The organism is Empedobacter sp. UBA5987 (assembly GCF_002429865.1).
Classification (GTDB): Bacteria; Bacteroidota; Bacteroidia; order Flavobacteriales; family Weeksellaceae; genus Empedobacter; species Empedobacter falsenii_B.
Map to the genome: position 1 here is coordinate 34,947 of NZ_DJBB01000014.1, position 15,285 is coordinate 50,231.

Annotated in this window: 11 protein-coding genes and 1 pseudogene; 6 read left to right on the plus strand and 6 right to left on the minus strand. The window is 32.0% G+C overall.

Going from position 1 to position 15,285, the window contains the following annotated elements; genetic code table 11:
• Position 1: 1 nt before the first annotated feature.
• The 3 genes from B3J26_RS02085 to B3J26_RS02095 are packed head-to-tail and all read left to right on the plus strand — an operon-like array spanning position 2 to position 2,307.
• Entirely contained in the window at positions 2–685 is a 684-nt protein-coding gene (locus tag B3J26_RS02085) for a response regulator transcription factor (RefSeq protein ID WP_221855537.1), read from the plus strand.
• Positions 678–2,072 carry a sensor histidine kinase gene (locus tag B3J26_RS02090; protein WP_221855539.1) on the plus strand — a complete coding sequence of 465 codons (1,395 nt, stop codon included), beginning with the start codon at positions 678–680 and terminating at the stop codon, positions 2,070–2,072. The genes B3J26_RS02085 and B3J26_RS02090 overlap by 8 nt, the downstream gene beginning before the upstream one ends.
• Before the next feature lie 28 nt (positions 2,073–2,100).
• On the plus strand, positions 2,101–2,307 hold the full coding sequence (locus B3J26_RS02095; RefSeq protein ID WP_286474443.1) for a (4Fe-4S)-binding protein: 207 nt from the start codon (positions 2,101–2,103) through the stop codon (positions 2,305–2,307).
• A 224-nt stretch (positions 2,308–2,531) separates the two neighbouring features.
• Here the strand turns inward: B3J26_RS02095 and B3J26_RS02100 are convergent, their stop codons facing one another.
• The gene (locus B3J26_RS02100) at positions 2,532–4,115 is read right to left on the minus strand and encodes an FMN-binding glutamate synthase family protein (RefSeq protein WP_221855006.1); all 1,584 of its coding nucleotides are present in this window, start codon (positions 4,113–4,115) and stop codon (positions 2,532–2,534) included.
• A 232-nt stretch (positions 4,116–4,347) separates the two neighbouring features.
• Entirely contained in the window at positions 4,348–5,931 is a 1,584-nt protein-coding gene (locus tag B3J26_RS02105) for an ABC transporter substrate-binding protein (RefSeq protein WP_291072983.1), read from the minus strand.
• Positions 5,932–5,990: 59 nt separating this feature from the next.
• Between B3J26_RS02105 and mtaB the strand changes: the two genes are divergently transcribed.
• The gene (gene mtaB, locus B3J26_RS02110; protein ID WP_291072985.1) at positions 5,991–7,328 is read left to right on the plus strand and encodes a tRNA (N(6)-L-threonylcarbamoyladenosine(37)-C(2))-methylthiotransferase MtaB; all 1,338 of its coding nucleotides are present in this window, start codon (positions 5,991–5,993) and stop codon (positions 7,326–7,328) included.
• Positions 7,329–7,437: 109 nt separating this feature from the next.
• Positions 7,438–7,968, plus strand: coding sequence for a DUF4136 domain-containing protein (locus B3J26_RS02115; protein WP_291072986.1), 531 nt, complete (start codon positions 7,438–7,440; stop codon positions 7,966–7,968).
• Positions 7,969–8,344: 376 nt separating this feature from the next.
• Here the strand turns inward: B3J26_RS02115 and B3J26_RS02120 are convergent.
• The 3 genes and pseudogenes from B3J26_RS02120 to B3J26_RS02130 form a co-directional block, all read right to left on the minus strand.
• Positions 8,345–9,215: pseudogene (locus tag B3J26_RS02120) on the minus strand (IS982 family transposase).
• A 333-nt stretch (positions 9,216–9,548) separates the two neighbouring features.
• Positions 9,549–10,775 carry a 2-oxoglutarate dehydrogenase complex dihydrolipoyllysine-residue succinyltransferase gene (gene odhB / locus B3J26_RS02125; RefSeq protein ID WP_291072987.1) on the minus strand — a complete coding sequence of 409 codons (1,227 nt, stop codon included), beginning with the start codon at positions 10,773–10,775 and terminating at the stop codon, positions 9,549–9,551.
• Between the two features lie 18 nt (positions 10,776–10,793).
• A complete protein-coding gene (locus B3J26_RS02130) occupies positions 10,794–13,583 on the minus strand; it encodes a 2-oxoglutarate dehydrogenase E1 component (protein ID WP_291072989.1) in 2,790 nt (929 codons plus the stop codon).
• A 157-nt stretch (positions 13,584–13,740) separates the two neighbouring features.
• Between B3J26_RS02130 and B3J26_RS02135 the strand changes: the two genes are divergently transcribed.
• Positions 13,741–14,892, plus strand: a complete 1,152-nt coding sequence (locus tag B3J26_RS02135; RefSeq protein ID WP_291072991.1) for a sensor histidine kinase — start codon at positions 13,741–13,743, stop codon at positions 14,890–14,892.
• Here B3J26_RS02135 and B3J26_RS02140 read toward each other — a convergent pair.
• The coding region (locus B3J26_RS02140) for a hypothetical protein (RefSeq protein ID WP_291072992.1) at positions 14,870–15,285 on the minus strand (416 nt) is incomplete at its 5' end. The two genes, B3J26_RS02135 and B3J26_RS02140, sit on opposite strands and share 23 nt — an antisense overlap.

Sequence of the window (15,285 nt, forward strand, 5' to 3'; positions counted from 1 at the left end):
AATGAACAAACCAAAAGTTTTAATTGTTGAAGATGAATTGGGAATTGCCAATTTTATGCTTCAAGGTTTAGAAGAAGAAAATTTATCGCCAACGCACTGTTTAAGTGGTGAAGATGCCTTAGTGAAAATAAATAACGAGAAATTTGATGTTATTTTATTGGATTGGATGATGTTAAATATTTCTGGATTAGACGTTTGTAAAGCAATCCGAAATTCTGAAAATATGAACCAAAAAACACCCATTATTTTCATTACAGCGAAAGATACAGTTCAAGATACGATTGAAGGTTTGAATGCTGGTGCAAATGATTACATCAAAAAACCGTTTGATTTTAATGAATTAGTAGCGCGAATAAACGTTTATCTTCGTCAAAATGAATCGAATAATCTTTTAAATTTCGGAAATATTTCAATCAATCCAGAAACACATCAGACTTTTTTAGACAATAATTTAGTTGAATTAACATTAAAAGAATTTCAACTTTTAGCTTACCTTTTCAAAAATAAAAACCGAATTTGTACACGCAAAGAAATCATTGAAAACGTTTGGGACATTCACTTTGAATACGATACAAGTGTAATTGATGTTTTTATTAACGCGATTCGTAAAAAATTAAATCTAAAAAAAGACGATCCGCGCTTACATACTATTCGTGGCGTGGGTTATATAACAAACGATGTTTAAAAAATTATCTGTAAAAAATAGAATTGCAACCTTTTACAGCATTTTATTTTCTGCTGTTTTACTCATTATTTTTGGGTTAATTTTCTTTGTTGTAAATAGGGGAATTAACAAAACAATGTACGAAACGTTGGAGGAAGAAATTAACAGTCACGTCGATTATGTTTTACACGAACCTACATTAGAAAACTTCGTTCAACCGCGCGAATGGGAAGAAGTAGAACATACAGACATTGCGCTGAATCCTGTTTTTATCTCAATTTATGATAAAAATTTCAACTTAGTTGAAAGTTCTCCAAACATGGTTCAAAATCAATTGGATTGGAACAATGAAGAACCAGAAAACAAGCCATTTTATGCTGAATATAATTCAATTCAGTTATTAATTTCTCAAGCAAAATTAATTCATCATGGCGAAGTTGTTGGTTATTTAGTAATAGGCGTTTCTACAAAACACAATCAATTAGCATTAGATTATTTAAAAACTGCCTTACTTATTATCTTTCCTATTTCAGTTTTATTGACGTTTCTTTTAGCTCGTTTTATTGCGGCTAAATCGATTAAACCTGTTTTCAATGTGATTCATACAGCGCAATCGATCACCGAAAATAATCTTTCAGAACGCATTCAATTACCTAAAAATAAAGATGAATTATTTCAACTTTCAGCAACAATAAATTCACTGTTAGATCGATTAGAGTTTCAAATTTTAAAAGCTAAACAGTTCTCGGCTGATGCTTCACACGAACTTCGAACACCTTTGGCGATTATAAAAGGAACATTGGAAATTTTGATTCGACGCGAACGCACGCCTGAGCAATACAATGAAAAAATTGATTATACTTTGAAACAAGTGAATCGTTTGGATCGTTTGGTAGAACAATTTTTGTTGATTTCTCGTGTAGAAAATAATAGTTTAGAGTTGAAAACTTCTTTATTTGAGCTAAAAACCGAAGTTTTAAAATCAATTGAACGTTTTGATGTTTTATTACAAGAAAAACAAATTTCTGTCGATACAGAACAACTTCAAGCTTGTGAAATTGATAATTACCAAGAATTTTTTGAGATTATTATAGATAATGTTTTATCAAATGCTATAAAATATTCTAACTTAAAAGGTCAAATCACAATTCTTTCTAACATCGAGAATAATAGTTATGAATTGATTTTTGAAGACAATGGAATTGGAATGAATCAAGAAGATTTAAAATTTGTTCAAGAACGATTTTTCCGTATTCAAAATGAATCTACACTAAACATTTCCGGTAGCGGACTTGGATTGAATATCGCGACACAATTAGCTAAAATAGCTGACATTAAAATGCGAATTGAGAGTACCCAAAATATTGGAACTAAGATTATTTTAACATTGAGTATTGAAAATTTTTAAGTAACTTCAATTCATAAAAAATATCAAAATGAGCCAACACGAATACACAAACGGAGAAATCACCATAATCTGGAAGCCCAAATTATGTCAACACGCAGGCATTTGCGTAAAATCACTTCCAAATGTTTACAAACCAAAAGAAAAACCTTGGTTAAGACCAGAAAATGCAAGTAGTGATGAACTTATCAAACAAGTTCACCAATGTCCTTCAGGGGCGTTGAGTATAAAGAAGTAAAATAACAACCAACGAATTGAGAATTAATCATCTTTTGAAACGATTTGCATATGAACCAAATCTCAAAAAATATACAATAAAAGACTGGTTTTTAATTCAAGAAAGACTTTTTCGGATGCTTTTTTGGAACATACAGGTTGTCGTCCGTCTCAATATTTACGGAATATTCTTGAATAAAAAAAGCAATCCAATTGGATTGCTTTTTTACTATTATATGAAATTGATTAATTCACTTTACTTAATGTACGAACTCTAATTTCTTGTAATACGTCTTCTACAGACATTCCTACATATGCACCTTCTTCTACAATTGGATACAATTGATCATAAGACATAATACGTGTATTGTCGATACGTAAATTTACGTGAGAACGATTGAAATCTCTGTGAGATTTAACACCTGTTGCAGAAATTAATTCAGATAATATATGCATTGTTTTCTTGTGGAAATTATACATACGAGTTGCTTTATCTTCTACATCTAACCCTTTCATCAATTCACGATCTTGGGTCGCAACACCAACTGGACATGTATTTGTATTACATTGTAAAGCTTGGATACATCCTACAGCCATCATCATAGCACGAGCCGAATAAACTAAATCTGCACCAATCGCCATTGCACGAGCAATGTGGAAAGAAGAAATAATTTTTCCAGAAGCTACAACACGAATATCTTTTTTAAGACCATAACCACGTAAAGTATCAACTGCGAAAGCTAAACCATCTAACAAAGGCATACCTAGAGAGTTAGAGAACTCTACAGGAGCAGCTCCAGTTCCACCTTCACCACCGTCAATTGCGATATAATCTGGTTTGATACCCGTTTTAATCATTGCTTCACAAATTTCGATAAACTCACGTTTAATCCCTATACACAATTTGAAACCAACTGGTTTTCCACCTGATAATTCTCTTAATTGTTTGATGAAATGTAACATTCCTTCTGCATCAGAGAAAGCTGAATGAGATGGAGGAGAATCAACAGTTGTATATGGTTCTACAGCACGAATCTTAGCGATTTCTGGCGTATTTTTATTTGCTGGTAAAATTCCTCCGTGACCTGGTTTTGCACCTTGAGAAATTTTTAACTCAATCATTTTTACATTTGGTAAAGTAGCGCGTTCTACATACTTATCTGGGTCGAAACCTCCATCAGTAGCACGACAACCAAAATATCCTGTACCAATTTGCCAAATTAAATCTCCACCTGGCTGTAAGTGATATGGAGAAATTCCCCCTTCACCAGTATTGTGTGCAAAGTTTCCTAATTTGGCTCCTTTGTTCATCGCTAATACAGCATTCTCACTTAACGAACCGAAAGACATTGCAGAAATATTTAATAAACTTGCTAAATAAGGTTGTTTACATTCACTTCCACCAACTTTTACACGTGGATCATCAGCATGTTTGATTTTTCCAGCATACATCGAATGATTTAACCACTCATATCCTGGTTCATAAACATCTAATTGCGTCCCAAAAGGAACTGTGTCAATTACATTTTTTGCACGACGATACACCATACTACGCATTAAACGGTCAATAGGTTTTCCTTCAGTATCCGTTTCAACAAAGTATTGCATAATTTCTGGACGAATACTTTCTAACAAATAACGTCCATGTCCAATAATTGGAAAATTTCTTCTGATAGCGTGTTTTGTTTGCGAGATATCTGCAAATCCTAAAGCAATCAAAGGAAGAATAATTATTAAAGACCATAAAATACCTGGCCAAAAATAAGAGATTACTCCAATTGCAACAAGAGTAACGATAGATCCTACTACGAAAAGTTGTCTTACTTTCATAAGTAAAAATTTAAATGATTTTGATTAAAAATTTGGTGTCAAATATATCTAAAAAAACTCGGTTTAACGCCTTTAATTCTGAAATTATTTCTTTTAAAATATTGATTTCAAACGTTAGAGAAAACTGATTATTTCAAATAAGTTAACAATTATCTAATGTCGTGAAATAAAATGAAATATTATTTAGATTTTTTTAAAAGATGTTCAAACTTTTTGAGAAATGTCAAAAGAATTATTCTTTGTAAACTCTCGTTAAATCCAATAATTTGATTGGTCCCATCGAAAAATTCTTGACTTTTTTATTCAAAAATAACGTTGTTTGATCATAGAATAATGGCAAAATTGGAGCGTTTTGCATCATCAATGCATCCATTTTTTGATAAATTTTGGCACGCTCGTCAGGATTATTTATCAAAAATGCTTGTTCATACATTTTATCAAACTCACCATTTTTGTAATGTGAATAATTTGGACCTTCTGGCGCAAAGTTTTTTGAATAATATAAGGACAAAAAGTTTTCTGCATCTGGATAATCTGCTCCCCAATTTGCACGGAACAACGTAAATTTCCCTGTTGCTTTTCCATCACGCATCGTTGGTCCAGGTACAACATTCACTTTTATTGGTAAACCTAATTTTGCCATTTCTGCCGCAATATATTCGCAAACATCTACATATTCTTGCACAGTTGTCAGCTCGATTGGTACAATTTTTTCGTTCGTTTTTTTATAGCTATTGATTAGTTTACGTGCTTTTTCGGGAGAATATTTGTAACCACTTTCTGGCGAATAACCTGGTAAACCTTTCGGAATGAAACCTCCATCTGCTTCAAAAGCTTGTCCTTTCATCATATATTTGATGATTTTATTTTTATCAACTCCATAATTCAACGCTTGACGCAATTTCAAATCAACTGCATTAGGCGCATCAAGGTAAAAACATAAATAAACGGTACTTAAATAAGGAACTTTTTGAATCGTTAAAATATTTGAATATTTTGGATTCAAATCTCCGATTGGATTTAAAATTTCGTCTTTATAAGAAGGATCCAAATCTGCCATCATATCCAAATTACCTTTAATTAATTCTAAAAATTCTGAATTTTTCTCCGGTAAAAATGATAAATTAACCGCTTCTAAATATGGTAAACGTTGACCTTTTTCATCAAACTCGAAATAGTTTGGATTTTTTCTGAAAACCATTTTTACATTATCTTCCCAAATCTTAAATTGAAAAGGACCTGTACCAATTGGATGTTTTAAGAATTCATTGTTTCCATTTTTGAATAATTCTTTTGGGACAACAGAAGCATATTTCATCGAAATTAAACCTAAAAAAGCAGGATAAGCCTCTTTCAATTTAATTTCAAAAAGTGTATCATTTATCGCTTTATACGAATCGATATTATTCATAATCCAACCTCCAGAACCTCCAGCTTTCGGATCTTTTAAACGATTAAAACTATATTCAAAATCTGAAGCCGTTACAATTCGAGTCGAATCTTTTCCGAAAGCTTCATGTTTGTGAAAAAAAACATCGTTTCTCAAAGTAAAAGAATACGTTTTTCCATCTTCAGAAATTGTCCAAGATTTTGCAATATCGGGCTGAATTTCTAATTGATTATCAATCTTCACTAAACTGTTGTACATCAAATTACACGCCCAGTTATTGGCTTGCGTTCGTGCATTAATCGGATCTAAAGAAGAAATATTATCGTAACGATTTAGTTTAAATACTTTGTTTTCATCGATTTCAATTTTCTTAGAACACGAAAATATTGAAACGAATAACATAATGTAGATAAAGTATTTAGTCATTTTGAATAGCTGATTTATTTATGTTTCAAAACTATGGATAATTTCTTAAATTTGCAGCTATGAATAATCAAACTAAAACAGTTGCATTTCATACATTGGGATGTAAACTTAATTTTTCTGAAACTTCGACGATCGCAAGAAACTTGAAAGATAATGGATATCAGAAGGTTGAGTTTACAGATTCTGCGAATGTGTACGTAATCAATACATGTTCGGTAACCGCAAATGCAGACAAAGAGTGCAGAACGATTGTGAAAAATGCAATGAAAGCAAATCCAGATGGTTTTGTTGTCGTTGTAGGTTGTTATGCGCAGTTGAAACCGCAAGAAATTGCGGAAATGGAAGGTGTTGATTTGGTTTTAGGAGCTGCAGAAAAATTTAATATTGCTGAATATTTAAACGATATCAATAAAAAAGAAGAAACAATTGTTCATTCTTGTGAGATTGAAGAAGCCGATTTTTACGTTGGTTCTTATTCAATTGGTGATCGTACGCGTGCTTTTTTGAAAGTGCAAGATGGTTGCGATTACAAATGTACATATTGTACAATTCCTTTAGCTCGTGGAATTTCGCGTTCGGATACAGTTGAAAATGTTATCAAAAATGCAAATGAAATTGCACAAAAAGGAATCAAAGAAATTGTATTAACGGGTGTAAATATAGGTGATTACGGGAAAGGTGAATTCGGGAATAAAAAACACGAACATACTTTCTTGGAATTGGTGCAAGAATTAGATCAAGTTGATGCGATAGAACGAATCAGAATTTCTTCGATTGAACCAAATTTATTGAAAAATGAAACAATTGATTTCGTTTCAAAAAGTAATCGATTTGTGCCGCATTTCCATATTCCATTACAATCTGGTAGCGATGAGATTTTGAAGAAAATGAAACGTCGTTATTTATCTAATCTTTATTTAGATCGTGTAACAAAAATTCGCGAAGTGATGCCAAATGCGTGTATTGGTGTGGATGTAATTGTTGGGTTTCCTGGAGAAACAGAAGAATTGTTTATGGAAACGTATAATTTCTTAAACGAATTACCTATTAGCTATTTACATGTATTTACTTATTCGGAAAGAGATAATACAGAAGCGATCGAATTTGAAGGAGTTGTTGATCAAGGAGAACGTAAACGTCGTAATAAAATGTTACGTATTTTATCGGAGAAAAAACGTCAAGCTTTTTATCAATCGCAATTAAATTCGACTCAGAAAGTATTGTGGGAACATGATAATAAAGATGGAAAAATGTTTGGTTTTACAGAGAATTATGTGAAAGTTCAGACAGATTTTAATCCAGAATTAGTCAACGAAACACAAATTGTAGATTTGGTTAGAATCAATCACAATGGAATTGTTGAAGTGAAAATTCAAGAGTTAGAATTATCAAACTAATATTGTAAATATTAGTTAAAAAGAAGTTCAAGTATTTTGAGCTTCTTTTTTTTGATTTACCTTTACATTTAGGAATAATAATTGTAGTTTTAAATAAAAAATCAAGGTCATGAAAATTATACACTTTACTTTTATAATTTTGTTGTCATTATTTGTAACAAGCTGTGGAACAGTTCAAGTAAGTACAGATTACGACAGATCAGCAAATTTTGCTTCATATAAAACTTATACTTTTCATCAAAAAGGATTAGATAAGTTAAAGGTTAACGATTTGGATAAGAATCGACTAATTAAAGCAATTGATGCACAAATGGCTACAAAAGGATTTACAAAAGTAAGTTCTGATGCAGACTTAGTCATTAACTTATTGACAAGTTCTAAAGAACAAGTTTCTGTAAATAATAACAATTGGGGTTACGGTCCTTATGGTTACTATGGCGGATATTACGGCGGAAATAGCGTTTCTTCTTATCAAGCGGGAACAATTGTAATAGACATTATTGATGATAAACGTAATATATTGGTTTGGCAAGGTGTTGGTTCTGATCTTAATTTGAGTAGTATCAGTGCTAAAGCAGAAAGAATTCCGCAAGCAATACAGGAAATATTAGCTAAATTTCCACCTCAACCAAAGAAATAAATTTTCGAAAATAATATAATAAGCTCTTCATTTGGAGAGCTTTTTTTGTGAAATGAAAATTGTATTAAAAAAAGCTTTAATTTTAAACTTATTTAAACAAATTAAATAAAAAAAGTTTCGAGAAAATTATCAAATTTGGATTGCGAAAAAAATAAGTAATCATCTGGTAATCATTAGTGAGTATAAGATAAAACAATTTATTCTACCTCATTTAAGCCAAGGTAAACGAGAATTTAAAAGTAAATTTGATTTGATAAAAATAATACAACTGATTTTTAAACGTTTAAAAACAGTCTGTCAATAGAGAGAATTAAGTTTAAAAAAATATTTTTCTGACACGATTAGTTGGCAGATAGTCTATTAACCCGTAGTATATTTAGTTAATTTTTAAGTTGTTAATATTTCTATTTTGGTTTCTGTTTATTGTTTGAATAATAGTGAGCGTTAGTATTTTTGATAGTATCCTTGTTTTAAACCCTAAAAAGCTTTTAGCATTATTTTTTCTAATCTTGAACTGGTCGCATAATTGAGAGAATAACGTTTCTATCCTTTTTCTGTATTTACGAATTACAAAAGGTTGATCTTTATATTTTTTTTAACTTGTTCTCATAGTAACTTCTAGCTATATATTGTGCGATGTAAACAAATCGAATTGGTATTGTGCGGATAAAAATCCTTTATCACCTAAGAGTGAACAATTTTTAAACTGCTGTTTTACATCTTTAAGACAATGAATTTCATACACTTATACAGTACTAATATCCACACTTTGAAAGACTCCTTCCCCTGAGCAAACCCATGAATTTTATACCCGTAATAATGCATTTTCTGTGAAACACAATCACCTTTATTTGGAATTGCATAATCGGTTTCTCTGCATATTATACTACGTGTGCTTCTTGATAATTTGCAAACTTCTAAAGGCATGCTATCCACAATAAACTACTTTTCAGAAACATTCAATTTTTATGCTAACCGTTTTCGAATTCGTTCCATATGTATAAATAATCTTATTTTTCGTCTATTATAAACGCTACGTTCTATAAGTAACTTAATATCAGAAGGTATTATTCTAAAAAGTTGATATTCACTATCAATACTCGTGTTTCCTGAAGTCTGATTTAAAGCAACTAATTTCAAGTCAGATAATCTGGGCCTTCGTATCTGAAAAAAAAATTCTCACTTTCAAGACATAAACTCTTTAATACTTCTAAAATTTTATAGAAATTTGCTCTAATGTTGTGTATTGAATTGTTTGTGTAATAATTACAATTTCCTGTTTTTTAGAAGGTTGCACAACTTTTATATACAATCTAATACAAATGAACTACGGGTTATATTATATTTCAATATATATTAATCAGCAATAATTTAAAGAATTAATTTCCTTAAAAACAAAAACATAAAACACTTGTAATTAATAAATTAACATTTAAAAATTACATTATTTAAAAAACTGAATTTCATTAAATCAATTACAAAAACACAAAAAAATAATATTATAAATTAATTACATAAACCAAAAAAGCCGTTCTTACGAACGACTTTCAATTTATGGATTGTTAGAATGTTTTTATGTATTACAATTCTAAAGCTCTTTTAGCGTCACCGCCCATTAATACGTTTAATGGATCTTCTACCGCTTCTTTAACTGCAACTAAGAATCCTACAGATTCGCGTCCGTCGATGATACGGTGGTCATAAGATAAAGCAACATACATCATTGGAGCGATAACGATTTGTCCGTTTTTAACAACTGGACGCTCAACAATATTGTGCATTCCTAAGATACCTGATTGAGGTGGGTTGATGATTGGTGTAGACATCATAGATCCAAATACACCACCATTAGTGATTGTAAATGTACCTCCTGTCATTTCATCAACAGAAATTTTTCCGTCACGTACTTTGATTGCTAAATCTTTGATAGATTGCTCAACACCACGGAAAGTTAAATTTTCTGCATTACGTACTACTGGTACCATTAAACCTTTTGGTCCTGATACTGCAACAGAAACGTCAGCAAAGTCAAATTTTACTTGGTAGTCACCGTCAATCATAGAGTTTACGTCTGGGTATAACTCTAATGCACGTGTAACTGCTTTTGTAAAGAAAGACATGAATCCTAAACCAACACCGTGTTTAGCTTTGAATTCGTCTTTATATTGGTTACGTAAAGCAAAAATTGCAGACATATCAACTTCGTTGAATGTAGTTAACATTGCAGTTTCATTTTTAACAGAAACTAAACGTTGTGCAATTTTACGACGTAATGATGATAATTTTTTCTCTGATTGAGCACGAGTTCCTTGAGTAGAAGTTCCCATTGCTGGTGTAAAACGAGCTGCATCATCTTGAGTGATACGTCCGTCACGTCCTGAACCTTTTACTTGAGAAGCATCGATACCTTTTTCGTCTAAAACTTTTTTAGCCGCTGGAGATGGAGTTCCCGTAGCGTAAGTTGCAGCTGGAGCAGCAGGTGCTGGTGTAGCAACTGGAGCAGCTTTTACTTCTTCTTTAACCTCAGCCTTTGGTGCTTCTGCAGCTGAAGCGCTTCCTCCTTCTGGTTTAGCAGCTGATGTATCAATAAGACAAACAACTTGTCCTACTTCTACAACATCACCTTCTTCCGCTTTCAAAGTGATAATTCCACTTTCTTCTGCTGGTAATTCTAATGTTGCTTTATCTGAGTCAACCTCTGCAATTGCTTGGTCTTTTTCTACGTAATCACCGTCTTTTACTAACCACGTAGCGATCTCTACTTCTGTGATTGATTCCCCTGGTGATGGGACTTTCATTTCTAACATATCTATTAGCTTTATTTTTTAATTGAATACTTTATTAATTACCTCTTCGTAAATTGCAGCCCAACGTTTACTTGAACCTGGTGCTGTTGCAGCACTTTCTGCTGGAGAAACTACGTCGAATGGATATTTTCTTAACTTACGTAAGATATACATCCAAGCTCCCATATTTTCTGGTTCTTCTTGTGCCCAAACCAATTTAGCATTACCAAATTTAGAGATGATAGCATCTACTTTTTCTTCATTTAAAGGATATAATTGCTCTAAACGAATAATTGCAGTTTCTTTATCACCTAATTCTTGGCGTTTTTTGTCTAAATCGTAGTAGATTTTTCCTGAACAGAAAACTACTTTTTTCACTTTTTTCGCATCTACTGTTACATCTTCGATGATTTCTTGGAAACCTCCATTTGCGAAATCTGCTAATGATGATACTGCTGATGGATGACGTAATAATGATTTTGGTGACATTACAACCAATGGTTTGCGGTAATCTGTTACAACCTGTCTTCTTAATGCGTGGAAGAAGTTAGCTGGAGTTGTGATATTTGCAACAAACATATTGTTACCAGCACACATTTGTAAGAAACGCTCTAAACGTGCTGAAGAGTGCTCTGCTCCTTGCCCTTCATATCCATGAGGCAATAACATTACTAAACCATTTTGTAATTTCCATTTATCTTCTGCTGCAGAAATATATTGGTCGATTACGATTTGCGCTCCATTCACGAAATCTCCAAATTGAGCTTCCCAAATAGTTAACGCTTTAGGATTTGCCATTGCATATCCATAATCAAAACCTAAAACTGCATACTCAGATAATAATGAATTATAGATTCTTAATTGACCTTGTTCATTATTGATATGGTTTAATAAGATAATTTCTTCTTCTGTGTCTTCAGTTTTTACAACCGCATGACGGTGAGAGAAAGTTCCACGTTCTACATCTTCCCCAGAAACACGCACGTTACGTCCGTCTGTTAAGATAGAACCGAAAGCTAAAGCTTCTCCTAATCCCCAGTCAATTTTATCTTCCTCAATCATTTTTCCTCGTCCTTCAATTAAACGAGAAACTTTTTTAATTAATTTTTTACCTTCTGGAACGGTAGAAACAGCTTTTGCAATTTCTTTTAATTTTGCTTCATCGTAAGCAGTATTTGCTTGTTCAAAAACTTTTGCATCATCAGCAATTTCAAATCCTTCCCACTCTTCTGGCATGAAAGGGAAAATGTGATTACGCTCAATTTCTTTAGAAGCTTCGAAATTCGTTTCTAATAAAGCTTTAAATTCAGCTTCTTTTTGTTTAACGATTTCTTCACCAATTACACCTTCTTTTAATAATTTATCTTTGTAAATTTCACGAGGATTTGGGTGTTTAGCGATTAAGTTATATAATTTAGGTTGAGTGAATTTTGGTTCATCACCTTCGTTATGTCCATATTTACGGTATCCTAATAAATCGATGAATACATCAGAACCGAATTCTGCACGATAATCTGCTGCAAAACGGAAAGCGTGAACTACCGCTTCTACATCATCAGAATTTACATGCATTACAGGAGACAATGTTACTTTTGCAACATCTGTACAATATGTAGATGTACGAGCATCTAAGTAGTTTGTTGTAAACCCAATTTGGTTATTTACCACAACGTGTACTGTACCACCTGTTTTGTATCCGTCTAATCCTGCCATTTGAACAACCTCGTAAACGATTCCTTGTCCAGCTACAGCAGCATCACCATGAATTAAGATTGGAATAATTTTAGAATAATCATCTTTATAATCTTCCTCAACTTTTGCACGTGTAATACCTTCTACAACTGCATCTACAGTCTCTAAATGAGATGGATTTGGTGCTAAATTGATTCGGATATCTTTTCCATTCAATGCTTTGATTTGATTTGATGATCCCATGTGATATTTAACATCACCAGCCATTAAATCCGTATCAAAAGCTTTTCCTTCGAATTCTGAAAAGATTTGAGAATATGATTTTCCAAAAATGTTAGCCAAAACATTCAAACGGCCACGGTGAGCCATCCCTACGATAACCTCTTGTACGCCGTGTTCTGCAGAACGATTAATCAATGTATCCAAAGCAGGAATCAAAGATTCATTTCCTTCTACCGAGAAACGTTTTTGTCCAACATATTTCGTGTGCATAAAGTTTTCAAAAGCAGTTGCTTCATTCAACTTTTCTAAAACACGTTCTTTCTCCTCCTTAGATAATTTTGGTTGATTCAAGTTTTGGTTTAACCAATTCTGAATCCAATTAATTCTTTGAGGTTCTCTTACATACATATACTCGATTCCGATAGATTCGCAGTACATGTTTTCTAAGTGTCCAATGATTTCACGTAAAGTGATTGGTCCACCGATACCTAAAATTTCACCAGCATTGAATGTCAATCCTAAATCGGCATCTGTCAAACCGAAGTTCTTGATGTCTAATGAAGGTTCAAAAGTTCTACGCGCTCTAACTGGGTTAGTCTTAGTAAACAAATGTCCACGAGAACGGTAAGCATCAATCAAATTGATTACTTTAAATTCTTTCTGTACGTTGTCTGGAACTTGAGATACTACTGCAGGATTAACTACTGCTTGCGTTGTTTGACTAGCTTTGTTAGGAGCTGTTTGTGTTGCTGGTGCAAATAATGGCTCTCCATCATATGTTGCATTCGCAAAGTCATACCCTTGGAAAAAAGCTTTCCAACTTGGTTCAATACTATCCGGATATTGGACGTATTGATCATATAAGTCGCCTATAAACTCTAAATGAGCGGCATTTAAAAACGAAAAACGATCCATAAATTTTACTCTCTATGAGATTTAGCTACAAAAATAAACTATTTAAGGCTTTAAAAAAAATTACTTTCATCATATTTATCTTATCTCGCCATAAAAATATATTATAATCAAATAATCATTACATTTGATATAAATTTAAGAAAGATTTTACATTTAGATGAGAAATTTTCTAACAAAAAAAATAAACAAACGTTGGATTGGCTTCTTTATAATATTTGTGATTTTCGCTATTACAATATGGTCGAGTAACAAAATTGTACAAGAGCTAAAACGTGAAGAACACAAACGTGTAGAGAATTATGCGCGATCGCTAGAGTTGATAAGCTCATCAGAATTTTTAGACCCGAAAACGCAAGATTTTCTATTCAAATTAATTGAAGACAACAAATCAATCCCTGTTGCACTTGTAGACGAAAAAGGCATTATTGTAGACACCAAAAATATTGATGAATCCATCGTAAAAGATTCGGTTCAATTAAAAAAATATGTCAACAAAATGAAATCGTCGGAACAAACAATTGATGTTGAATTAATCGGAACTAAAAATTATGTTTATTTCAAAAATTCAAAACTTCTCAATCAATTACAATATTATCCACTCATCATTATTTTATTGATTTTACTGTTTTTTGGATTTTCGTACTGGTATTTCAAAACAGTTCGTGACACCGAAAAAAGTTATTTATGGGCTGGAATGGCAAAAGAAACGGCACATCAAATTGGTACACCACTTTCTTCGTTGATGGGTTGGGTCGAATTATTGAAATTGGAAGAAATCGATCAAACTTCAGTCATAGAAATTGAAAAAGATGTGGATCGGTTGAAACATATTGCCGAACGTTTCTCGAAAATTGGTTCAACTTCTGAACTCAAACAAACTGATATTATTTCAACTTCCAAACAAACAGTCGATTATATTTCGCAACGCATTTCGAAAGGAATTGAAGTAAATTTTGCTACCGATGTCGATGAATTTAACATCAATCTTAATTCTTCTTTATATAGTTGGGTTATCGAAAATTTGATGAAAAATGCGGCTGATGCCATGCAAAATAAAGGCGTTTTGGATATCGATATAAAAACGAAAGGTAAATTTGTCGAAATTTCTATTACCGATACAGGATCTGGAATTCCGACCAAATTGCAGAAAAAGATTTTTCAACCCGGCTTTACAACCAAAAAACGCGGTTGGGGATTGGGATTATCATTAGCCAAACGAATTATCGAAGATTATCACAAAGGAAAAATATTTGTTGCCAAATCATCTAAAGAAACGGGAACTGAGTTTAAGATTTTATTGAAGAAGTAATAGAATAATTTTTATTAATAAATATTATTGATAGACAAGTTACAAGACTATAACTTATCGGAAATACTATATTTGAAAATAAAAAATTTATACCAAGAAAATAAAAACTAGTAAAAACACTAAAAATGGAGAATATACATAAATATAGATTTAATTGAACTAAGGTTACTTTTCTTTTAGTCAAATAACGATATAGGTATCCAAATATAATTATTGAAGGAATTGAAAATAAAAAACCAATGGCTGCATAAAGTAAATAATATTTAAATGCTCCAAAAATTGCATCTATATCTTTTTTTAATAAAATCCATGAGAATAAAAAAATTAAAAAAGGAGAAAATAAAATTGTTGATAACCAAACTTTAATAATAAAGTTGTTTAAACTTTCATTTT